The sequence below is a fragment of the Paenibacillus sp. 01T443 genome, from assembly GCF_056398325.1.
Map to the genome: position 1 here is coordinate 133721 of NZ_JBFTPE010000011.1, position 21281 is coordinate 155001.

A 21281-nucleotide genomic window follows, 5' to 3' on the forward strand; every position below is an offset into this window, starting at 1 on the left:
TTTCATCACCTCCTTAGCAGATCTTTGACTGATACGAAATCCACATCGCCGCTTGCTTGCGGGAGGTCCAATCGTTTCATAATATCGACGTGAGCATTTAAAAAAGCCGCAAAACCGTCAATTTTTCGGTAGCGGCCTTGTTTCGTAGGTAGTCTGTTGCGGTTTCGATCCTCTACCATCTTGACATTGTTCACATACCATCGGAACAAACGGTTATTGTTGAACACGACCTTTCCATCGAGGAAACGTTCCTTCACATCATCCACAGCCGGGCCAAGAGTGACGTAACCTTGCCTCACAATCTCACATTCGAAACCATGTAACTTCAACGATTCGACAAGCCCATATGCCTTAGCAGGGTCATACATAATCTTTTCAATACTGAAACGCTCGGATTGTTCGATAAACCAGTCGAAAATGTACTCTTTCTTCACGTATTCTCCCGGAATGGTCGTCAGCAAGCCAGCTTTCTTATATTCCTCATAGGGTATTTTCTCGTTGTCTTGTTGGACCTTAGTTTCAGGGAGCCAAGAATGCGATAATACAGCTACCCTGCCGTCATCAAGCGGAAACTCTAAGCAAGCCGACGTAAAGTCTTCACTATCAGAAAGGTCGAATGCACCAATACAGCCTTTGCCTTCTAGTTCATTGAAATCTACGTTTCCTGTGTTTCGCTTCAGTACCTCAAACGTCAAGAATGACTGCTCGCTATTGTTAACGAAAAGGTTGAACTGCTTTGTCACCCAGTCGTTATACTCTTGCGGAACATGACGGTCTGTATTAAAATCCTGTACCAACTCAGGGAGGTTGAGCGTGACTCCGATGTTTGGATTCGCCTTGATCCACATTGCCGGATTTTCGATTTCTTTCACATCATCGAGCTCAGCCATGAAATAGAACTTTCGTTCTTGCTCAATAACACCTTCAAGTACATCTTCAGCAATGTCGTAGTATTCCATCAGCGGTCCGTCGAGCTGATATCCGGCTGTTGTAATATAAACGACCATTGGTTGCTTACGTGCCGACCACGACCGCTTAATAACGTTGATGAGCTTGAATCCCTTAAACTCATGGATCTCATCGAAAATGCCAAGGTGCGTATTTAATCCATCTAACTTCTGACTATCAGAAGCCCGCGCTTCGATCGAGCTGAAGGCTTTGTCGAAATAGATGCCCTTTTGATTCTCTCTGATGCGTTTCCTTAGAGCCGGTGACTTCTGTACCATTGCCCGGCTCTCACCAAATAACTCACCGGCCTGCTGCTTGGTGTTAGCCAGTACGTAGACCTTTGCCCCTTGTTCCTTATCTTTTGATAAAGAGAATAGGCTCAGTCCACTGATCTTTGTCGTTTTTCCGTTTTTCCGAGCAATAAAAATAAGCCCTTCGCGAAAGCGACGGACTCCAGTATCTTTATGCACCCAGCCGTAAAGCGAACCGATCGTAAAGTGTTGCCACGGTTGCAAAACAAGTTTTTGAAAATCACCCTTTGATGGTTTACAAAACTTCTCGATAAAGGTGATCGGTCGATGAGCTGCTGCTTCGTTGAAAATGTAAGGAAAGTCATCTGTGCCCTGGCGTTTGAGGTCATTCAGATGTCGCCAGCAGGCTTGAACAACTTTCTTGCTGGCAACTATATCACCTTTGACAACACGCTCGGCATACCAGGTTGTAAGCAGTATTGGTGAGAAATCATCTAGTATATGACGCTTTTCAATCTGTTCACTGCGCCATTTTGCATACCATTTCTCGATTTCAGTTGGACTAGAATGAATCGAAATCGTCATCGTCATCTCCGCCACCTACTCCCGCTTTCTTGCGTTGAGCCGGTGTGAGCCCTAGGGACTTTAGAAGATTGTTTAACGTTTGGACCGTCTTTGTCACCTCGATTGCTAGAGGGTTCTTAATCGTGTTCGTGGCCCCTGCTTTGTTGGTGTGCTCTAGCATCAGCGGCTTTTTCTCGACCTCTTTTTTCAGGCGGCGATAGTATTTATTCGTTTCAATGTAAAGTTGAATAACTTCTTCGTCCGACTCGCGATAGTTATCGCCCAAATACTCACGAATCTTCTTTGCAGTGGGCACCGCCATCATCCATCACCCCTTTCCCTAGGGCACCCCCCTTAATCTAAAATCTATCCGCGGTGCGCACGATGGACCACGCCGGTCCTTAAAGACTTCTAGTTTAAAATTTGAGGGAGGGGGGCTTTCCATGAGTCCGCGTCCCTCCTAAAACGTTAAAAGAAAAACTGATCTTATGTTAGGGATCATTGTGTTCGTTGACACTTATTGGTAACACGAGTTAAAATTTATCATATTTATAAAATCACATTACATTAGGATGGTGGAACAGTGACAACCCCGGATATAAATCTATTCCTTGATACAACTGTATTATTTAACGATCCATTCTTTAAAAAAACTTACAATAGACAATTATTGAAGTTTGCAGATGTATACGGAACACCTCTTATTTTGTCTAAGGTTGTATTTGAGGAAGCCCGAAATAAATTTCTTATAAATGTTCATAAGAGAATGGGTGATTTGGAAAAATCTCTTCAGTCTCTAAGAGACTACTACCCTGAAGAACTTTCAACAGAAAAATTACAGGTCTCTTCATCTGACTTCGAAAGCCAATTTGATGTTTTCTTTAATAATCTGATCGAACAAAAATTGATTCAAGTTGTAGATTATGATAATGCTTTGTTACCTGAGCTTGTTCGCCGTTCAATTAATCGAATTAAACCATTTACCGATAGTAAACAAGAATTCCGTGATGCTATAACATGGCTAACTTATACAAAAAAAGCCGAGGATGAAAATCATGAATATTGCTTCTTTATCACCAATAATAAAAATGACTTCTTAGATTCAAACGGTGATGTGCATCCTCAGTTAAAGGAAGACTCTGATAAATTTAAAGTATATCCTACTAGTAAAGATCTCTTTTTAAATGAGGAAATATTAAAACCACTTATTAGAACAGTTGAACTTGTACAATGGTTAGAAGATAACCCTATTGAACATGATCAAATACTCGTGCTGCTTGAACTCAACTTTGATAATATATATGATCATGCTAACGCCTACATATATGGCAATAATCTCACTAATGAAGAAGATGCTTTTTGCGAACCCTACGCACTAACTATAAATGATATAACTGACTATAAAATTGAAATCATAAATGATGAAATAATTATTTCAGGTTCTTTTACAGCTACTGTCGGTGTTGAGGTATACATCTATAATCCTTATAGAGAGCGAGAAGACGACCATTATATGCACGTAGGAGGTTCAGATGTAGAACTAGAGATACAATTTTCAACTTCATATGATAAGGACAAAGAAGAAATCCACCATCTACAGTTTGAAAAAACCCTTGTCGAAAAAAATGCAAATATCAATCTCCGCAATAATTATGACGAAGAGTAAGCCAATGTTGGTTTCGTTCACAAAACAAGGGGTGGAGATATACCCCTTGTCTTCATACATATTTCAAAATAAACCCGCTACCACCTCTCTCGGTTAGCCTTCGATACAGTGATTATCGCCTTTCTCTTCTTTCTCAGTACCTCTTTCTTCTTCCCTCCGCCCTTCTCCGGATGCACTTTGTTGTGGCAGCTGGGACAGATACTCTCAAGATTCTCGGGATCCAATGCAAGCTCAGGATACTCTTCGAGCGATTTAATATGATGGACAGTATTAGCTCTCTTGAGCTCCTCATCTTGCAAGCACGGCTGACAAAGGTAAGCATCCCGATTAAGAACAAACGCTCTGCACTCTAACCAGGCTTTACTCTTGTAGAATGGGTTGGTAATTTTCAATAGCAATCACCGCAATTCACATTATTTCGAATCCAGCTGAGCGTATACGAAGTGCCGATATATGAGGATAAACAATCACGCGTCGCTGGCCCTCATGACCGCACTTAAACACCACATCGATCGTCTGCACTTCTGGCCTGCTGGTTGGCGTGCTCTTTGGTTTTGCCATGAGCAGCAGCTCCTTTTAGGCAATAAAAAAAGCCGCTCCATTTGGAACGACCTTGTTCTATATAATCTAATACGACGCAGATCAATAGCATGCGGTACGCTGCGCTTCGCATTTTACCGCTAAAGCGGTTATTAATTAACGCACTTTGTAACTTGAGAGTAAGAACAAGGTCATTATAACGATGGTACATTTTTGCGTCAAACTTTCGATTGACCATTTTCGCCACAAAAAACACCTAACACACGTTCGCATTCAATTATACGAGTCCTCAGATTCTTTTTCACAATTCGTTACAAAAGAGTTATGCCTTCGTAACTAAGATGTAATTTATCGAATCCGATCCGTTTGTATAAACGCCCGTCTTTGTCGATGTTGCGAAAACAGAATCAGCAATGGCTTCATCGTACACCACTCGACCGTTCAAATAAGCCTTTAAGCGGCCAACTGCAACAGTCGCACCGACTACCTTCAGACCTGTTGCCGGGAAAGGGAACGTCGCTAATGTAGTCACTACGCCGGCGACCGTTTTGCGAACGCGGACCGTATTGGCCGAGTAATCTACATGCAGATAATTATTTACATCCACATACCGCATCACCACGCCGCCGTTCACATTCGTCGAGATTTCAGCGCTGCAGTCTAGCCAGCCAGTATCAGCGAAAATAGCGCCTGGTGGAGTAGAGGACGATTTCAGCTTGTTACTTTCAATGGCATAGGTCCCGACTGCGACGGTCCAGGCTGTGCCGTCGAGCATAGTGCCAACAGCACCATTTGCCCTTTTAAAATTATCACCTTTGTAATCGTCGCCTTTACTCGCAAGTAGCTTCATTTGAGATTCGACCGCTATAGTCGCCGGCTCCTTGTAATCAATGGCATATACGCTTATATCCTGAAGCGCGAACCGACCAGTGAATCCGGTACTCGCAGCATTGAAGCCTATTCGAGTATTTCTCGGAAGCATCACATCATCAGCGTTCGTATAATTGAATTTCAAATATCCGTTTATAAACACTTTGATGTATTTATTCGTATAACTGACTTCAAAAGTAATAACATCACCTTTTTGCAGCACTTGCCGAATATACAATTTGTTAATCGTATTGGCATTTTTGCGGATCATGCAAATAAGTTTATTTCGTTCGTACCCAAATTGCATCCCTTCCCAATCATTATCAGGTTGGGAATTGACATAAAAAATAGTGCCGAATGTCTTTGACTCATGCGCGATTTCCTCGACTGTCATATTCACTATGTAGTCGTTTACTGGCAGGACCTTATAAACCTTTCCCGTACCTGGCGCGCCGATATTAGAAGCAACACCATCAGCGACAACCAGCAGAGGTGAACCTGTTTGAAGCGACCACTTCGCAAGCGTAGGATCATCGAATGTATCTTGGAAGATCAGTTTCTTGCCTGTAACATTATATTCTGCCTTCCGCTTTGGTTGGATTTTAAGTTCCAAATATCCTAACCAAAACTTACCCGCGCCTTCCGTTACGTTATGCCACAATTTGAATTTAACTCCGTCACCGTCAATCGATGGCAGAAAAGAAGATTTATAAGATGCAGCTCCCCAAGTATCGAACAATGACGATACAGCCGTCGTACATGGGTCCCAAGTGTTTCCGTCAAGCGAACGCGCAAAGTAGGTTTGCCCTGCTGCGCCGGACTGCACCAAATCGCATGTTTGATAAAACATGTAATAAAAACTCGCGATCTTTCGAACCTCGAGATGCCAAATCCGTTCATTAGGCAGCAGTTTAGGCATGAACACAGTGCGTACCTTTGTCCAAGGACCTCTCGCGTCTGTCGCCTTATAGATATCAATCTCGTCTTTGATTGCTAATGGCCCGATCTGGCGAGTAAGGTCCACGGTCCACATCGTATATGTTCCGTCTTCCTCCAGCAATATCGAAGGAGAGAGGAAATCGAAGCTCGCATCCAAGCTTTCCAAGATTACCTGGCGACTGGTCCAGTTAACGCCGTTCGTAGATGAATAAATATACAACTTTCTAAAAGTATCGAAATAATGACGGTTCAATGCGTGTAATGTTTTCCCGTCCTTGTCCAAGAATAAATTTATATCCGATCCATAGCCCCCGCCTGGCGGTATGCCATCGATTGGATTAGTAAGGCCAGGCGGTGGAAACCAAGTAAGACCGTCATGCGAAACAAAGATCGCAGGATTCTCGAAGTTAATGCCGGCATAAGGGTTAATCCCCATCCAGTAATGATAGCCATTCCACTTGCTCTCGAAATAAAGCACGCTTGGATGCACTACCGATCGGCTGCCTGCATTGTACGCTTCAACAGGAATGTGAAGCATTGGCTGCTCATCAGATACTGTGAAGTTTTGAATATCAAATTCAAAAGCAATTTCCTGTCTCGGAACACCACTGCCGCCGGCAACCTTCCCAGGCTTCCATTGACCATTACCGAAAACCAAAGCATCTCCCGCCGCTGGAGCAATTGTTGTAACATCAACATCAGTCAAGCCATCGAGGTTCGTCGCTCCTGAACCCGATCCAGCAGGAAGAGGTTTAAGCTTGACCTCTCCCGATGCTGAATCATACGTCAAGACGTTGCCGCTCACCTTTGCCGAATCATCAACATCATCGATTTGTGACAATGTATGGCGATGGGTTGATGGCGCTTTTTCAGCAATCGAAGCTTTCATCGCAGTATCGTCATAAACTGTCATCTCTTGACCATCCACTATGATCTTTCCGTTTGTTGCCGAATCGGTGACGTTCGTTTTACCGCCGTCGCCCCCTGGATTCCAGGTCATATATACACCCCCTTTATTTAAGCGCGTTGTAGTTCTGCGTCAATTCTAAAGCCGTAAGTGCACGGTTATAATACGCTACATTCTTGAAGGTGATGGTTTTCCCAGCAGCACCAAGGTACATTGGAAGCGTAGAAGCGTTAGTCGAAAGGTTATCTCCGGCTTGATTCACGCCTTCACCCACCTTCACATCATCCACATAAATTTGTAGTAACGGGTTATTTCTCACTATTACTATATGATGTAAAACTGCGTCTGTGTAGTTCGTAACCCCGGTGTCAACAGCTGGGACCGCGCTAGAACTATTGGAGGTATTGATGCCGTATAGCTTAAATGCCAGTTGCCCAGATGTAGCTTTTGTTAGGTTTACTCTGCTATTCGCGTCTTGTCCAAACAACCACCGAGTAAGCAACGCTGTATTTACTGGAGTGTTTACAGTAAAGACCAGTGTGAACTTCTCATTGCTATTAAAGAACCTGTTTGGATTAAAGAATGAAGCAAGGTTTATCGGCCCCTCAGTAAGAAGCAAAAGGCTGGCATCGTTCACGTAACCAGTTGCAGTAAACGCAGAAGTAATCGTCGAATCAGTGACAGTAACCACAGTCGATAAGTTTTGCGCCGCATCTCTTGCTTTTAGCTTGAATGTGTATTCTGTATTCTCAACAAGGCCAATCACTTCAAAAGTCGTTCCCGTCACAGTACCAAGCAGGAAATCATTCGAATCATAAATCAAATATGCATTTGCATCAGGAGAGGCAGAAGCTGTCCAAGACAGCACCATGCTAGTCCCGCGCTTGGTCGTTGCCGCAAAGTTCGTCGGCGCTATTGGTGTTGATTTATCGATTGTAAATGTTTTACTAAGCACTGCAGATTGATTGCCAGAAGCATCAATTGCAATGAAACTATATGATTGTGATGCATTCACGTTTATAGGACCTGTATATTTCGTACTCGCGGCCGTTGGCGTTGGCGGCGTTGTAGCGTGACTCGTATAGTAAATAATTGCAGGCTCATTAGCCGTTACAGTTAACACTTGATCAGTGTTGTATGTCCCATTTGCTGGTGTAGCTGTTAAGGTCGGAATAACTGCATCTGTTACCGTTCCGACAATATACCGGTCTTGATAGATCGGACTTTTGTTGCCGGCAGCATCTTCCGCGAAATATTTGATAATGGTTGGAACAGAAATCGCAATAGCCTCGCTGTAAATCGGACTAGATCCATTTGGTAATGAACCATCGATAGTAAATCGTATTGTTGCGGTTTCACTCGGCGTTAAAGTAACGCTTTGCGCCGATCCATACGTTCCAGCAACAGGCGAAGCAGTAACCGTTGGTGCAATAACATCCGCAACATCAGCGATCGTTGATGCTGTTATTGTAGCAGCGGTCGAACGATTGCCAGCTCCATCGATCGCAACAACGCGAAGCGTATAATTCGTGCTTGCTGTTAAGCCAGTCACTGTATAAGAATATGACGAAGTATTAACTGCTCCGCTCGCAATGGTGAAATTTGTTCCATCTATCGAATAGGCGACCTCTTGCGTCGCAACATCCCCGGCAGGAGAAAGAACCCACGAAAGCGGGATCGTCGATGCCGTTGCTGTTCCTGCTGCCAAGGAAGTGACCGCGCCGGGCGCCGTCGTATCCGGAGCCGCTGTCGTTGCCGTTGTTGTTGCAGTAGTGGAGCGATTATCGGACGTGTCAATCACGACTACTCGCAATGTATAAGCTGTTCCAGGTGTCAGTCCGGTTATGCTGTAAGATGTAGCTCCAGCGGCGACCGCTGCGCTTGCAACCGTGAAGTTCGTCCCATCTGTTGAAAAAGCTACTTCATGCTTCGCCTTATCCGTAGAGCCCGAAGCGGTCCACGATAATGAAATACCGTTAGATGATGGAGTGCCAGCAGTTAATCCAGTAACAGGGTCAGGAGCCGTGCTATCCGGAAGGTTAATAGTGAAATTCACTGTTTGCACCGCGCTCACATTGCCAGCCAAGTCTTTACCGAAGAACTTCAAAGCCCCCGTTGCCGGAATGGGAATAGGAGTCGAATAGGTCGAGCTCGATACATTCGGAGTGCTTCCGTTCGTTGTATAGAAAATCGTTGTATTCGATTCATTGGATGATAGCGTCACCGATTGTGCTGATGTGAATGTACCGCCATTTGGTGTAGCTGTAATAATCGGAGCAGTAACATCGGAAGGCGCCACAGTCGTAATATCTACAGAGACACCGCTCGCTTCGTTATTTGACGTATCGCGAGCTTTAACGATAAGGGAATATGCTGTGCTCGCCATAAGGCCAGTCACACCATACGTCAAGTCTGTGACCGTAGCAAGTAACGTCGATCCGTTATAAATCCGGTAATCTTTGATATCGCCGGAGCTGCTTGCGAGCCAGGTCAATGTAACACCGGACGATGTAGGATTGCTCGACGTTAAGCCAGTTACATTCGCCGGTGGCGTTGTATCGGCAGGCTGCGCGGCAGTTGTGACGACTCTGCTCACACCGGTCGAAACATTGCCCGTTGCGTCCTTCGCCTTGACCGTGAAGGTGTATTGCGTCGCTGCGGACATTCCGGTTGCATCATAGGTCGTTCCAGTTACCGTTGCGAGCAGAGAGCCCGYGCGCCAAACTTCATAAGAAGCAACGTCCTGAGATGTTGAAGCACTCCAGGAAAGTGTCACGCTCGTTTGAGTAACATTTGACTCTGCCAGGTTCGTTACCTCATTCGGCACCGTTGTATCAACCGGAGGAACCACAACAACCGGCATCGATGCTCCAAGCTGTTGCAGCAGATCGATGAAATATTCACCGGTAGCCACGATAATAATTTCTGTGAAAGTCTTTTTAAATATTGCGGTGTATGAAGCTTTCGGCAGAACGGGCCGAGTTTCATCGTTCACCGTAAAGGTCATCATATCCGTTCCGTTATTGAAAATGGAAATCCCATTCATTTCTTCATCGAGCACTTTTGTAATGCTCGTTAATCCGGTGAAGAAGCCAGCAACAACCGTTTGAATTGCTTGTGCATTATAGGCACCGTCAGCCCCCTCAAGCGCTTCGTAATTCCCCATGTCTCCGTCGCCGTTTTCATAGTTCGGATTCCACACTTGCGGTATGATAACCCCGCGCGCATCTCTAAGCATTTCTTTATCATTAGGACTAGACATCTTGCACCCCCACTATTCGAATTTAATAATGATGTAATCTTCGTTAGGAAACGTTTCTCTTCTAGCATCTGGATAAGAAACGATGAACCAAGCCCGCATGCTGCCGGTAAGATCCGTTTCTCCATCTTCAAAGTAATAAGCGACCCGACCATTTTCTTCATCGACGATTGTTGCTTCCTTATCGATCAGAGCCATTAAACCTTTCATCATCACAAACCGCACAGTCGCGCCATGCAAATTAACAGCGTTCCCCGCAGGAGTTAAAAGGTCAGCATCAGGAGCGGTCCGGGTGTCGCCGCGCTTTATCATAACTACCTCCATCACTTGACCTCCTTGTTCTCTGTAACGATTTGATATGGATTAACGAAAGACATTAACGTCTCGACCTTCGTTGCTCGAGCGATAACCGAATTCTTTGTTGGTCGTAACTTAATCGATTTATCCAAAACGGTCCCCCCTTTGTACAATAAAAAAAGCCGCTCATTTGAGCGACTTCAAAATAAAATGCTTATTGAATTATTCTCGAATAAATCCAATTGTTTTTTTCGGTTGCTCAGGTTCTTGTTTAGGCAAGGACACAAGCAAAAAATTGATTTGGCTTACATGCTGCAAAAGCTCAACTGGCGATCCACTATCTGCCAAGTGACCTTTGAATTTTATAAGCTTTTCGCCTTGATATCCAATTCCTGTAATGTTAACAGTAATTGTTTGACCAAATGAAGCGAGCATTACACCTACTTCATGTTGGTCATCAAGGTTACTATTGTAATCATTAGCTGCTTGAATCAGATGTTCAGCAATTGTATCAGCATCATCTTTAAACTTCATTTGCATATTCATAGCACCTATTGCTTCAACATTCTTTCTGATATCCGGAAAATTAAAGTTCATATTTTTTCCACCTCCTTCATAATCAAAATTCGCGATTAGGAAGGAATTTCCTCTTTGTGTGTCGAAAGCACTAGGTATATAGGAGGTGTTACCAATGAGATTCTTAGACGTACTTGGAGATTTTACTTTTAAAAAGATAATACTCCCCGTTGTATTGATAGCAGCAATTTTAACTATACTCAGTGTATTCGCTAAATTATTGGACAATGTTTAAATCCGGCTTCACCCTAACCACCGATGCCCATCTCTCCGCCGCAATGTTTAACCAAACCCCTGTCGTTGCATGGCAGGATGGTGAGATCATTGATTACGGTGGAGTGATCGAGAAGCAAGATGAGCACACCGTAACGATCAATAACATGCATTATATAAAAGCCGCTTGCGAATTCAAGGTTCGCTAACGGCTTTTATTCTAAATGTCCTAAATCGTCGTAGACTTCTTTAAATCTAAATGTGTATCTACAATAACTTTTTTCTTACTATTTCTGATTTTATTGATTATAAATTTTCCTAATGAAATTGACGGTCTCTCGATTAAATAATACATAATTGACGCTACAACAAATGAAAGTACTAATGATATTCCTGAAACTAAAACCATAGATACTTTCCCGCTTAAATAATTTGATACTGAGAGTGCAACGATCAAATGATACAAATATAAGCTGTAAGAGATTTTACCTACAAAACTAATGGGTCTAAGTGTTACCAGTTGTTTAACTACACTTGAGTTTAGGCAGAACAAAATAAAAATAGTTGCGCCAATTGAAATAACCCAATCATTTATAATTACGATGTGAAAAAGTGATACGTCATTAAAAAACCACCAATTATAAGTGTATGCTAGTACTCCAACAAGCAATATTGAAAGCTTTAAAAGCTTGCCCATTTTTGCGTATAAGTTGCTAAAATATTGCCTATTTTTTGCTAATAAAGCACCAATAATAAAAAATGCAATGTAATGCAGAGTATATAAGTAAGACCCTTGCAGTTTCGTCGCATCATAACTAAAAAACTTAAGACAAAATACATATAAAACATAAAATAATATCGATCCTGAAATAGACAATAACAAATTGCGTTTCCAACTGAATTTAATTATTAAAAACATAATAAGCGGGAAAATTATTGAGATTCTCATTTCATGTACGAGTGACCAGATAACCATATTAAATCTATAGCTATCAAACTCGGTGAGCAGTATAGCGTGATTTAACAACAATTGAATCGATATTGGTTTATCGGAAGTATTGAACCAGCCACCTAACATGAAAAAGTCAATTGAGTAAAATAACTTCATGCACAAAATGGCGATAATCACGCTGATCGCGTATGGTAAATAAATTCTACATACTCGCCTTATTAAGTAGTCTTTATAACCTGATCTTTTACCATCGGTGAAAAAAGGAAGCGATAAAACAAAACCACTTAAAATAAAGAATAAGATAACTGCCTCATGTCCAGCCCATAGTAAATGAAATGGTGTTTTGTCTAATTTATTAATTAGCGCGAAATTCGCTAACGGTAATAAATGACACAATACAACAGTCGCGGCTGCTATACCTCTTAACGAGTCTAGTTCTTCATAACGTTTAATCATTCCAATTACCCACCTCAAATTCGTTATAAAGAACATTCTACACACACTTTCATGTTCTATCAACAAGAATTTATAGTTCTTTGGTATGGTAATGATTCGTTATTGTAAGTTTATAGGCCTAAGACACTTAAATAAAAAAGCCGCTCATTTGAGCAGCCTCCTTATCAATCATGATTTATCTTTCATGCCTTCATTGTAAGCCTTCAAAGTCGTTGTAGCCATTTTTAATCCGTCCACAATTCCCTGAAGGTAGAGAGCTGATGGATCGTTTAAGATCTTAGCCAATTCTAATTCTTTCTCATACTTCAATTGGACAGCCTCGTAACTCGCCACAATCTGACCGAGATGGTTGTCTTTTTGTTCATGCAATTTTACAACTGCTTCTTTAAACTCATTTGAAATATCATTCGATCCCATTCTGAACACCTCCCTCGTCACCATTATTCGGCAATAGGAAGGAAATTCCTCTTAAAAGACGAATTATGGTATGAAAGGAGATGTGATAACATGGATGATCGAGATGAAATAGTAAACATCATAAAAGATAATTCAATAATAACCTTTCGACAAGGTGACATCACATATGCTGTTGGAGTTTCGAGGTTCTACGTTATTAATTTGAATAACCATAAAGCACAGACTTACCTTTACAATGAAATTGAATCAATTTCTGCATCATCAAATGGTCCTGCTTATACTGATTTGAAAGCGCCTCAGCCCATCAATACCATTAATATCAGTCTTAAAACAGGCGAAAAAATAGTTATTGAATCTTCTCAAAAAGATTTGACAGACTTTAATGACGCTCTAATTACTTCTCGATATAACGCAGCTGTTAATCATAAGTATGTTTAAATCCGGGTTCATCCTTACCACCGATGCTCATCTATCCGCCGCAATTTTTAACCAAACACCTGTTGTCGCCTGGCAGGATGGCGAGATCATTGATTACGGTGGAGTAATCGAGAAGCAAGATGAGCACACCGTTACAATCAATAACATGCATTATGTAAAAGCCGCTTGCGAATTCAAGGTTCGCTAAGCGGCTTTTTTTCTTCGTTAAATTTCCCGTTATACAAATCGTCCAGCAAATGAGTGAKCATGATCTTCTTAGCAACCCACATCAATATCATTCCGCTGTCGATGCTTTTTGCTTCGTCATAACCATCGATCTTCATGCGCAGCTGCTCAGCATTTGCTTCAAGATGCTCAATTAACTTTTGACGATCAATGCTCAATCTCAGCACCCTCGATATCTCGGATTAAAAACCATTCACCGTCAACCATGAACCGACTTTGATGCTGATCCACTCGATCGACGATTCCATTAATCTCTAGATCCTCAAGTTCATGATACATTTTTAGTTTAATTGGCACGCGGAGTTGCAGTGATTCTGCAACAAAGCGCGATACATCTTCCCATTCCTGCTCATCCAAATAAATTCTTGGACGTTTGTGCTGATCTCTTGACCAGTTATTTAGTGCGACCTTATGTTCAGGCAGCATCATTCGACTGCTTTCCCATATTCCGTTTCCTTCAAGTTTCTTGCGTGATCCTGTCGCCATTTAGAACACCGTCCCTCATATTTGATGTTCTTATTATATGCGAACAAATGTTCTATATTCAAGAGTGAAGAAATGACATCTAATCCGGCATGTCATAGCCGCTGCGAGCACAATCCTTACACCTGCAGTCAATGACCAGGAGGATGAGTCAGCAAACAAGGCAGTTGGGAAATGACAAAACCATACTGTCTTGCAGGATCGGCGTATCCAAATTCGTTCTTTATACAGAATGTGATATTCTAGTAATAATTAATTCTACTTACAAGGAGCGTTAATATGAAAAGTATTTTACAAATTATTATTGGACTCATAATTGCAATTCTACTTTTCTCGCCTCTTATAATGTTGGCACCAGAGAAAAACAATCAATCAGAAATCAAGGTTAATTGGTTCAGTAAAAAAATATACTTATTTAATGATTCAAAAGGATGGCAGGAATATTAGTATCAATATTACTCCGCAGGCTGTGTTACTAGGACGAAGGCGTTCCCCCTCGTCTCGATCTCGGTAGCCAACCGAACCTGCAGAGCTGGCTGAGACGTCGCCGAATCCACGCTGGAGGGTTCGGCAACAAAGTTGGTGACTCTTTACGAAGATTTCAAAACACCGCCAGACGCCCGAGAATCGATTATGAGAAATTTTGGTTTTTGGTGTCCACTTACAAGCAGATAGACCAAACGTTCGTTCTCGTCGTGTTTCTGAGCGCCTGCCGTTAGATAAAGGATCACCTCCTGATAACTTTGCATCGGCTACATTGTTATCGATTAGTGCTTTCATATATTGGTGGCATTCACATGACAAGAAATAGCACTTTTTACTTTAAATTTCCATTTGTGCACCATTACTAACAAATCATTGAAATTATCAAAGAAAAAGAGCAGGAGGAGTAATCCCTCGCTGCTCTTTTTGGTGATTTGCATCAAATTTGCATCAAAATATATTTTGTGTGCTTCAAATTACATCACATTAGAAATATGGTTGCGGACGGTCTTCTCGCTGATGAATAGTTGCTGTGCAATATCTCTTGTTGTCTTATCCTGTACCAACAGCTCGAATACCTCGCGTTCACGATGCGTCAATAAAAACTTGCTCTTATGGTCGCTACCTTTCAATGTTTGTCACCCCTCCTTGCGCGGGTTTTTATGGTTTAACAAGGTTAAGGGATACAGTCAACTTATACTATGAAGGGGCGGTACCATTGGTGCTGTTAAGCGGAGAAAATGGGCTCTATCACTTACATTTTTGCGTGGATGATTAAACGATGCGTTGGGTTCACGATCGGATCGCAAGTGATTAAGGTAAGCAGCTTGTCTTTGTTGTTGTAATTAAGCACGGATACGTCCGTTGGTTTTACAATCGATACTTTATAGACCGTGTAGGTATAGGATTTTTCCTTTGTATCCACGACGATTTTATCACCGACCTCTACCTCGCCAAGCCGGTTAAACAACCTTCCCTTCGACCGCATGCGATGACCTGCGATTGCCGCGTTGCCGATCTGGCCTATCGCGCTTGTTTCCTTTAAATGGGCGGCGGCGGATTTCATGTTTTTCTGGGTAGCTCCTTCGAGGACAGGCAGCTTTAGCTTTATTTTGTCAATCTTAATGGTTGCGATCGGTGTGAGCTTCTGCGCTGCCGGAGCAGCTGATGGGGCATCCGTGGCGGGATCCGTAGGTACAATCGTCGGTTCAGGTTCAGCATCCACAGCCGCGGCTGCCGATTCCTCGTTAAACAGATCCGTCAAATCCTCATACTGCTGCTGTGCCTGCTGCTCTGCCGTTTCATCGAAGCTAGCTTCTTCCCAATCCGCCATCAGCTTATCCTGTTGGCGGTTGTCGTACCATTCGTTCGCTTTTGGATAAAGTAAAATAAGAAGACCCACGATTACTAATGTATAAGATAATATTTTTTTCATTTTTCCCGCCTTTCGTTAGCTGCTCTTTGCTCTCGACCCGCTCACTGCGAAAACCCATTTCTTGCTTCCATAAAAATTCAGCGCCACGGTAATCACCGTTACGATGACCTTGGATACGACCTCGTTCATTCCCCACCACTCTGTAAAGGCGGCAAGAAGCAGCAGTGTAATTCCAAGTAAGAGGGCATTCCACAGGGCGAACCTAAATCCTCTATTGATCTGCTGCGGTTTTGAGACGAGGCCGTCTCTCTTATGAAAGGTATATCGGCTGTTAAGCACGAAGCTGTTAATCATTCCCGCTCCGTAAGCAATGATCTGCGCGATTAAATAATAGGTTCCTAACCATAGAAGAAGGGTGAAAAGCAGAAAATCGATTGCAGTGTTGAGCAGCCCCACTAGATTAAAGGCCAAGAATTGAAAGAAAACCTTTTTGGAAGCCATTTTAGCCATACTCTTTAACCCGTTCCGAGACGTTTGCATTCTCTGGTTGATTCGCATCTTTCTCAGAGTAGCCCTGTACCTCGCGAACGATATAAAGCGGCCTGTTTTTGGATTCATCATAAATCCGGCCAATATATTCGCCGATAATGCCAAGGAGCATCAAAATAATGCCATTAAACAAAAGGTTAACCGCTACGATGGAGGCCCAGCCCGCAATCGTGCTGCCAGTGAACAGCTTCTGAAAAATGACGACCAGCAGGTACAAGAAACTTGTAAACGACAAGGTAAAGCCGATATAGCTTGCAATTTTTAGCGGCTTATAGGAGAACGAGGTAATCCCGTCGATGGCAAAAGCGATCATCTTCTTTAACGGATATTTGGTTTCCCCTGCAAAACGTTCCTCCCGCTCATACTCAACCATCGTCTGGCGGAAGCCGATCCAACTGACCAAGCCACGCACAAAGCGATTTTTCTCCTTTAAGCCACGCAGCACATCGCATACCTTACGGTCAATTAATCGAAAGTCACCCGTATCCACAGGAATTTCAACGTTGGTTAAGCTGCGCAGCGTACGATAGAAAATTTTCGCAGTCAGCTTCTTGAATGCCGTCTCGCCCTTGCGCTTAAGCCGTTTGCCATAAACGACCTCATAGCCTTCCTTCCACTTGGCGATCATATCTAGAATGACCTCAGGCGGATCCTGAAGATCCGCATCAATCACGACGATGGCATCCCCCTGCGCATAGTCCATACCGGCGGAGATCGCGATCTGATGGCCGAAATTGCGGGAGAAATTGATCAGCCGGACGTTCGGATCGAAATCGCAAATCATTGACACTAGTTCAATTGTACGGTCTTTGCTTCCGTCATTGACGAATATCAGCTCATACGGCTCATCAGCATGATCCATAACCATCTTCAGCCGCTCATACGTATGCTCGATAACCTCTTCTTCGTTGAACATCGGGACGATAACACTGTATTTTACAGCTGATTGCTTCATCTATATGCCCCTTTCTCAAGCGTAGACGACTGTCGCCGTCCTTCTGGCAACGCAGTATTTAAAATAACCAGCTCGGAAACCAGCGCAGCACATGCTCTACATACCAGCTTTTCACCGTCATACCGGAGAGCGCAGGATAATAGGTAATAAACAACAGAATGACCGCAGCCAGAAAAATGTTGCGCGCGAGCCTAAAGCTTGGCTGCTTCTCTTCAATCACCTTGAATATATAAACCAAGCTCAAGATAATAAACGGCACCATCGCAAAATAATGATAGAGGAACGTGAGCCGTGTGACCAGCATCCAAGGTACGTACTGTGCCAAGAATGCAATCCATATCGTATACATAGCTTTGTCTTTCCGTTTGATACTGATCCAGATCGTCGCAGCCATTGCGAAGATTCCCGTCCACCAAATAAGCGGATTACCCATCGCAACGATTGTAGACTTTAAGCCTTCGGCCATATTGTCGCCGGAATAATACCATACCGGTCTCTTCATAAATGGCCACTCCCACCAGGATGATGAGAACGGATGTGTCGATACGAGCTGGCTATGATAGCTGAACATATGCTTCTGATAATCGATAAGGCTCTTCAAGGTATAACCGTCATCCATGACGGTCAGTACCGGGATGTAGGACAAGGCATAGATCACAAGCGGTATCGCAATATAGAATACGAGACAAACAGCAAGCGTAATCAGGGTATAGCGCGGAAACACATGAACGATTTGCTGCAGCTTCTCTGAGCTGAAGGTTGCATTTGATGTCATCCCGCCCCGCAGAACCCGCTTCGCGGCTGCATACTCTTTGTATCGTTCAAATAACGAAATTCCGAGCATGATGGCTAAACCCGCGCCGCCATATAACACAATCCATTTGGACGCCACGCCTATTCCGAAGAACAATCCCGCCAAGAACAGCGGCATAAGGGTAACCCCAAGCTTGACTCTGTAAAAGCTGAGAGAATAATATTTGTGCATGAAATAAAACATCAACATAATGAAAAACACGCCGTAAACATCTATTGTCGCAATTCTAGTTTGCGTAAAGTGCATGAAATCAGCGGTAAACAGCGCTGTGGCAAGTCCGGCGTAAACGCTGGTTTTGAACAGCCTTCTAGCGAAAACATACATTAACGGAAGCATCGCTATGCCGAAGAGCGTGCCCGCTATGCGCCAGCCAAACGGATTAAGCCCAAACAGCTTGATGCCGAGCGCAATAATCAGTTTGCCAAGCGGTGGATGCGTATTCTCGTAAGCCACAATATGCTCCAAATGCTCATAAGCCGTACGTGCATGGTAAATTTCATCGAAATACGAGCCATTCATGAAGGTAGCGTCATACTCTGCCAGCTGTTGTTCGTCAAAGAGCAGCGGTACGCTGCCTCTCTTGGCATCCTTCGCCAGCTCATCGTTTATTCCGACGATCTGCAGCGGTATTTTGTTGCTCTGCTCGTAGATCGCAAGCTCATGCATCGAAAAGCCCGTTTGAACGGTAGTGACCTTTACATAACGTGCTGGAAGCGCTGCGGGCTGCGTTGTCCAAGTAAATACGGCAACATGGCTGCTGTCTATTTCCATCACATTGTCCCAATCGGTCCCGTTTTGACTAAATTCATATTTGAATTTCCCGGTTCCGACACCGCCAAAGCTGTTGATTCGGTCAAGCTGTTTGACAGCGCCCAAATCGACATAAAAGCTTTGGCCTGCCGCCGCAGGCTGCCATGCCGTTTGCGGCCCCTTCATATCGCCGAGCTGGAACAAGGCAACAATCGCATATAGGAGTGTGATTGAGCCCATAACGATCCAATCCTTGCGATTGAAACGATTTGCGTTTTGCCTCGCCCGCGAGATGGATTTGGTCTTGAAAGCGGATAGCGTCTCATGATCCCTATCCGTAAGCTCTTTCTCCAATAACGGCTCTACCAGCTTTACCCTTCCGCGTATATATTTATCATATCCGATATAAAGCAAGTAAAGCATTAACCCAATATTTGCTAGCGAGCACAATAAAACAATGCCGTTAAAAGGGACGTTTGTCGTTGTTTTGCTGTAATCCAATACATAAGCAATATTAATGAAGCTGGTCAAGCTAAATCCGTAGAAAATAATAAGCATTCTCCGGTCAAGCGATTGCAAGAATGCAAAGATGCCAAGTAACAGCACCGGAAATAAATAGCGCTCATGCATTTTGGTTACGCCCATAAATACGACAACGATGAGCACCATAGCTATAAAATAAACCCGATTGGAGGAATCGCTGTCCTTCTTGCGCAAGGCGAAAAATGCAGCTAAAGCAACGGCAGCCAAAATAAAGATCGTACCCCAGGTTTGGAAGGAGAACAGCAGCCAGGTTTCGGCGATCGGCTTCCAATTATCATTGCTTAGCGCATAAAGGTTAAATGCATTCAAAGTGGCGTAAGGATAGGAAGATAAGGTTCCTTTGTACAGCTGAAATAGACCCGATAATCCGCCATTCCCCCAAAAGAAAGGAAGAGCGAGTAAAATAAACGCCGCAAAGCCATAAGCGGCACTAACCGCGACCTTCCTCCAGTCTTTGCGATAAACAAACCATAGCAGCAGCACCGGCATGAATATGAACGCCTGCGGCTTAATAAGCGCCGCTATGGCGTACCAAACGGAAGCGCGCTCGATCTTATTTTCAGCAAGTCCATGGATGGACAGCACGAGCGCCAAAGCAAAAATGGAGTCGACTTGGCCCCAAACGGCAGAATCCACAATAACTGCAGGATTGAATAAATAGAACAATGCAAGTCCCAATGATACGGAAAAGCCTGCTTTTCTTTTACCCGTGTGTAAAATAAAATAAGCAGCCGCAAGATCAGCTAAAATTGCTGGCAGCTTGAACAAAAGAAGCGCTGCCTTCGATGCTCCGTCTAAAGAGAGCATGTCCTTGATTAAACCTAAGACATACAGAATATAAATATAGCCGGGCGGGTAATCTACAAACATGCCGGAATGGTAAAACCCGGAAAGGCCTTCCTTTGCAGCATGGTCAGCCCAGGCCATAAATAACGCAATATCATTGGCATAGCCCGTATTCGTAACTGCAAGCCAAAGCCGCGCCGCAAGAGCGCCAATACATACAAATACGAGTATGATTTTATGTATATGCGGTTTCCCGTCCAATAAGCTTCTCTCTCTTAGAAGCTTCTTATAAATTAAGGCAAACAACAGACTGAACAACGCCGCGAACAAAATCAAGGGCAGCACGGACCCGCCTTTAGTGGCAGCATCGGATGCCTGTCCGGTCTCCGTTGGCGTTAAGCTGAATACCTCAACGCCCGCAGGGGCTTTCGATACTTTCTCTACACTAACATCGTCAAAATAAGCTTTCCCGGTGTTAATTGCCCCGTAACCGCCAAGGCTTGCTCCAAACGTAATGCTATTCTGATCCTTACCCGTTTTTGCATAAAAATGTACATAAGCCCATTTCCCGTTCGTATCCTTCATTTCAGGATAGGCAACAGCAATGCCGTCCACAAAAAAATGAGCACCGGTCGCATCCGCGCCGACTTGTTCCGCTTTTATGTAACCAGATAGCTTATAGGTTGTTTTCGGTTTTACTTTAATCGTCTGCGTCCAGCGCGAATGATTGGCTTCCTTATTCTCGAGCACCGCAGAATACGTACCCGTATGGGCCTCTTTATCCGAAATCGTATACGTGGTAATATGCTCTTCTTTCAAATAGGCGTCATGCTGCCATTCAGTCGGAGCGTTCTCCGTAACGTTCTCAAAACCAGCATTCGTTAATAGATTGCTTGCCGCATGCAAGGTAACAACAGGAACAAAAAGAGTCAAGAAAAGGATAACTGCAAATGCACGGAAAGACAGTTTAATCATCGTTCTATTATTCACCTCATATCGGCATTTGTAAGAGCTTTACATTAAAA

General features: G+C 43.5%; 20 protein-coding genes and 1 pseudogene. 4 read left to right on the forward strand and 17 right to left on the reverse strand.

Annotated elements, in window-relative coordinates:
* Nucleotides 1–5 precede the first annotated feature (5 nt).
* A complete protein-coding gene (locus AC1DLI_RS21830; RefSeq protein ID WP_477606375.1) occupies nucleotides 6–1790 on the reverse strand; it encodes a terminase large subunit in 1785 nt (594 codons plus the stop codon).
* A complete protein-coding gene (locus AC1DLI_RS21835) occupies nucleotides 1762–2085 on the reverse strand; it encodes a phage terminase small subunit P27 family (RefSeq protein WP_477606578.1) in 324 nt (107 codons plus the stop codon). Before AC1DLI_RS21835 ends, AC1DLI_RS21830 begins: the two co-directional genes overlap by 29 nt.
* Nucleotides 2086–2346: 261 nt before the next feature.
* Here AC1DLI_RS21835 and AC1DLI_RS21840 point away from each other — a divergent pair, with 261 nt between their 5' ends.
* Complete coding sequence (locus AC1DLI_RS21840) at nucleotides 2347–3429, forward strand: PIN domain-containing protein (RefSeq protein ID WP_477606377.1); 1083 nt, start codon at nucleotides 2347–2349, stop codon at nucleotides 3427–3429.
* 77 nt (nucleotides 3430–3506) lie between these two features.
* Here AC1DLI_RS21840 and AC1DLI_RS21845 read toward each other — a convergent pair whose 3' ends face one another.
* The 6 genes from AC1DLI_RS21845 to AC1DLI_RS21870 all read right to left on the reverse strand — a co-directional run bounded on the left by AC1DLI_RS21845 (nucleotide 3507) and on the right by AC1DLI_RS21870 (nucleotide 10838).
* Nucleotides 3507–3827: an HNH endonuclease signature motif containing protein gene (locus tag AC1DLI_RS21845; RefSeq protein ID WP_477606379.1), complete on the reverse strand. Its 321-nt coding sequence runs from the start codon at nucleotides 3825–3827 to the stop codon at nucleotides 3507–3509.
* A 98-nt stretch (nucleotides 3828–3925) separates the two neighbouring features.
* The gene (locus AC1DLI_RS21850) at nucleotides 3926–4216 is read right to left on the reverse strand and encodes a hypothetical protein (protein ID WP_477606381.1); all 291 of its coding nucleotides are present in this window, start codon (nucleotides 4214–4216) and stop codon (nucleotides 3926–3928) included.
* A 75-nt stretch (nucleotides 4217–4291) separates the two neighbouring features.
* A complete protein-coding gene (locus AC1DLI_RS21855) occupies nucleotides 4292–6778 on the reverse strand; it encodes a glycoside hydrolase family protein (protein WP_477606383.1) in 2487 nt (828 codons plus the stop codon).
* Nucleotides 6779–6791: 13 nt separating this feature from the next.
* Nucleotides 6792–9947: a chitobiase/beta-hexosaminidase C-terminal domain-containing protein gene (locus tag AC1DLI_RS21860; protein WP_477606385.1), complete on the reverse strand. Its 3156-nt coding sequence runs from the start codon at nucleotides 9945–9947 to the stop codon at nucleotides 6792–6794.
* A 12-nt stretch (nucleotides 9948–9959) separates the two neighbouring features.
* Nucleotides 9960–10268, reverse strand: coding sequence for a BppU family phage baseplate upper protein (locus tag AC1DLI_RS21865; RefSeq protein ID WP_477606387.1), 309 nt, complete (start codon nucleotides 10266–10268; stop codon nucleotides 9960–9962).
* A gap of 195 nt (nucleotides 10269–10463) precedes the next feature.
* A complete protein-coding gene (locus tag AC1DLI_RS21870; protein WP_477606389.1) occupies nucleotides 10464–10838 on the reverse strand; it encodes a DUF6173 family protein in 375 nt (124 codons plus the stop codon).
* Nucleotides 10839–11044: 206 nt separating this feature from the next.
* On the opposite strand from AC1DLI_RS21870, the gene AC1DLI_RS21875 reads away from it, so the two are divergent.
* Nucleotides 11045–11239 carry a hypothetical protein gene (locus AC1DLI_RS21875; protein WP_477606391.1) on the forward strand — a complete coding sequence of 65 codons (195 nt, stop codon included), beginning with the start codon at nucleotides 11045–11047 and terminating at the stop codon, nucleotides 11237–11239.
* 20 nt (nucleotides 11240–11259) lie between these two features.
* On the opposite strand, the gene AC1DLI_RS21880 is transcribed toward AC1DLI_RS21875, so the two are convergent.
* Both AC1DLI_RS21880 and AC1DLI_RS21885 read right to left on the reverse strand, forming a co-directional pair.
* Nucleotides 11260–12438, reverse strand: a complete 1179-nt coding sequence (locus AC1DLI_RS21880; RefSeq protein WP_477606393.1) for an acyltransferase family protein — start codon at nucleotides 12436–12438, stop codon at nucleotides 11260–11262.
* A 168-nt stretch (nucleotides 12439–12606) separates the two neighbouring features.
* Entirely contained in the window at nucleotides 12607–12855 is a 249-nt protein-coding gene (locus tag AC1DLI_RS21885) for a hypothetical protein (RefSeq protein ID WP_477606395.1), read from the reverse strand.
* Between the two features lie 90 nt (nucleotides 12856–12945).
* Here AC1DLI_RS21885 and AC1DLI_RS21890 point away from each other — a divergent pair, with 90 nt between their 5' ends.
* Together AC1DLI_RS21890 and AC1DLI_RS21895 are read left to right on the forward strand one after the other, a co-directional pair.
* Nucleotides 12946–13293 carry a hypothetical protein gene (locus AC1DLI_RS21890; protein ID WP_477606397.1) on the forward strand — a complete coding sequence of 116 codons (348 nt, stop codon included), beginning with the start codon at nucleotides 12946–12948 and terminating at the stop codon, nucleotides 13291–13293.
* On the forward strand, nucleotides 13286–13480 hold the full coding sequence (locus tag AC1DLI_RS21895) for a hypothetical protein (protein WP_477606399.1): 195 nt from the start codon (nucleotides 13286–13288) through the stop codon (nucleotides 13478–13480). The genes AC1DLI_RS21890 and AC1DLI_RS21895 overlap by 8 nt, the downstream gene beginning before the upstream one ends.
* On the opposite strand, the gene AC1DLI_RS21900 is transcribed toward AC1DLI_RS21895, so the two are convergent.
* The 7 genes and pseudogenes from AC1DLI_RS21900 to AC1DLI_RS21930 form a co-directional block, all read right to left on the reverse strand.
* Nucleotides 13467–13676: a hypothetical protein gene (locus AC1DLI_RS21900; protein WP_477606401.1), complete on the reverse strand. Its 210-nt coding sequence runs from the start codon at nucleotides 13674–13676 to the stop codon at nucleotides 13467–13469. The genes AC1DLI_RS21895 and AC1DLI_RS21900 overlap by 14 nt on opposite strands.
* The gene (locus AC1DLI_RS21905; protein WP_477606403.1) at nucleotides 13666–14004 is read right to left on the reverse strand and encodes a YolD-like family protein; all 339 of its coding nucleotides are present in this window, start codon (nucleotides 14002–14004) and stop codon (nucleotides 13666–13668) included. Before AC1DLI_RS21905 ends, AC1DLI_RS21900 begins: the two co-directional genes overlap by 11 nt.
* A gap of 959 nt (nucleotides 14005–14963) precedes the next feature.
* Nucleotides 14964–15116, reverse strand: a pseudogene (locus AC1DLI_RS21910) (LuxR C-terminal-related transcriptional regulator); the annotation flags it as partial.
* 122 nt (nucleotides 15117–15238) lie between these two features.
* Nucleotides 15239–15919, reverse strand: a complete 681-nt coding sequence (locus AC1DLI_RS21915; RefSeq protein ID WP_477606405.1) for a class D sortase — start codon at nucleotides 15917–15919, stop codon at nucleotides 15239–15241.
* 15 nt (nucleotides 15920–15934) lie between these two features.
* On the reverse strand, nucleotides 15935–16360 hold the full coding sequence (locus tag AC1DLI_RS21920) for a GtrA family protein (RefSeq protein ID WP_477606407.1): 426 nt from the start codon (nucleotides 16358–16360) through the stop codon (nucleotides 15935–15937).
* Nucleotide 16361: 1 nt separating this feature from the next.
* Nucleotides 16362–17363, reverse strand: coding sequence for a glycosyltransferase family 2 protein (locus tag AC1DLI_RS21925; RefSeq protein WP_477606409.1), 1002 nt, complete (start codon nucleotides 17361–17363; stop codon nucleotides 16362–16364).
* Between the two features lie 58 nt (nucleotides 17364–17421).
* Nucleotides 17422–21231 (reverse strand): phospholipid carrier-dependent glycosyltransferase, encoded by a 3810-nt coding sequence (locus AC1DLI_RS21930; protein WP_477606411.1) that lies wholly within the window; start codon nucleotides 21229–21231, stop codon nucleotides 17422–17424.
* Nucleotides 21232–21281: the final 50 nt, after the last annotated feature.

Excerpts from the sequence above, each read along its gene's own strand:
- AC1DLI_RS21920 (WP_477606407.1), bottom strand. The coding sequence starts at position 16,360 with ATGGCTTCCAAAAAGGTTTTCTTTCAATTCTTGGCCTTTAATCTAGTG.
- AC1DLI_RS21870 (WP_477606389.1), bottom strand. The coding sequence starts at position 10,838 with ATGAACTTTAATTTTCCGGATATCAGAAAGAATGTTGAAGCAATAGGT.
- AC1DLI_RS21880 (WP_477606393.1), bottom strand. The coding sequence starts at position 12,438 with ATGATTAAACGTTATGAAGAACTAGACTCGTTAAGAGGTATAGCAGCC.
- AC1DLI_RS21835 (WP_477606578.1), bottom strand. The coding sequence starts at position 2,085 with ATGGCGGTGCCCACTGCAAAGAAGATTCGTGAGTATTTGGGCGATAAC.
- AC1DLI_RS21915 (WP_477606405.1), bottom strand. The coding sequence starts at position 15,919 with ATGAAAAAAATATTATCTTATACATTAGTAATCGTGGGTCTTCTTATT.
- AC1DLI_RS21905 (WP_477606403.1), bottom strand. The coding sequence starts at position 14,004 with ATGGCGACAGGATCACGCAAGAAACTTGAAGGAAACGGAATATGGGAA.
- AC1DLI_RS21890 (WP_477606397.1), top strand. The coding sequence starts at position 12,946 with ATGGATGATCGAGATGAAATAGTAAACATCATAAAAGATAATTCAATA.
- AC1DLI_RS21830 (WP_477606375.1), bottom strand. The coding sequence starts at position 1,790 with ATGACGATGACGATTTCGATTCATTCTAGTCCAACTGAAATCGAGAAA.
- AC1DLI_RS21895 (WP_477606399.1), top strand. The coding sequence starts at position 13,286 with ATGTTTAAATCCGGGTTCATCCTTACCACCGATGCTCATCTATCCGCC.
- AC1DLI_RS21865 (WP_477606387.1), bottom strand. The coding sequence starts at position 10,268 with ATGGAGGTAGTTATGATAAAGCGCGGCGACACCCGGACCGCTCCTGAT.
- AC1DLI_RS21885 (WP_477606395.1), bottom strand. The coding sequence starts at position 12,855 with ATGGGATCGAATGATATTTCAAATGAGTTTAAAGAAGCAGTTGTAAAA.
- AC1DLI_RS21930 (WP_477606411.1), bottom strand. The coding sequence starts at position 21,231 with ATGATTAAACTGTCTTTCCGTGCATTTGCAGTTATCCTTTTCTTGACT.
- AC1DLI_RS21875 (WP_477606391.1), top strand. The coding sequence starts at position 11,045 with ATGTTTAAATCCGGCTTCACCCTAACCACCGATGCCCATCTCTCCGCC.
- AC1DLI_RS21925 (WP_477606409.1), bottom strand. The coding sequence starts at position 17,363 with ATGAAGCAATCAGCTGTAAAATACAGTGTTATCGTCCCGATGTTCAAC.
- AC1DLI_RS21855 (WP_477606383.1), bottom strand. The coding sequence starts at position 6,778 with ATGACCTGGAATCCAGGGGGCGACGGCGGTAAAACGAACGTCACCGAT.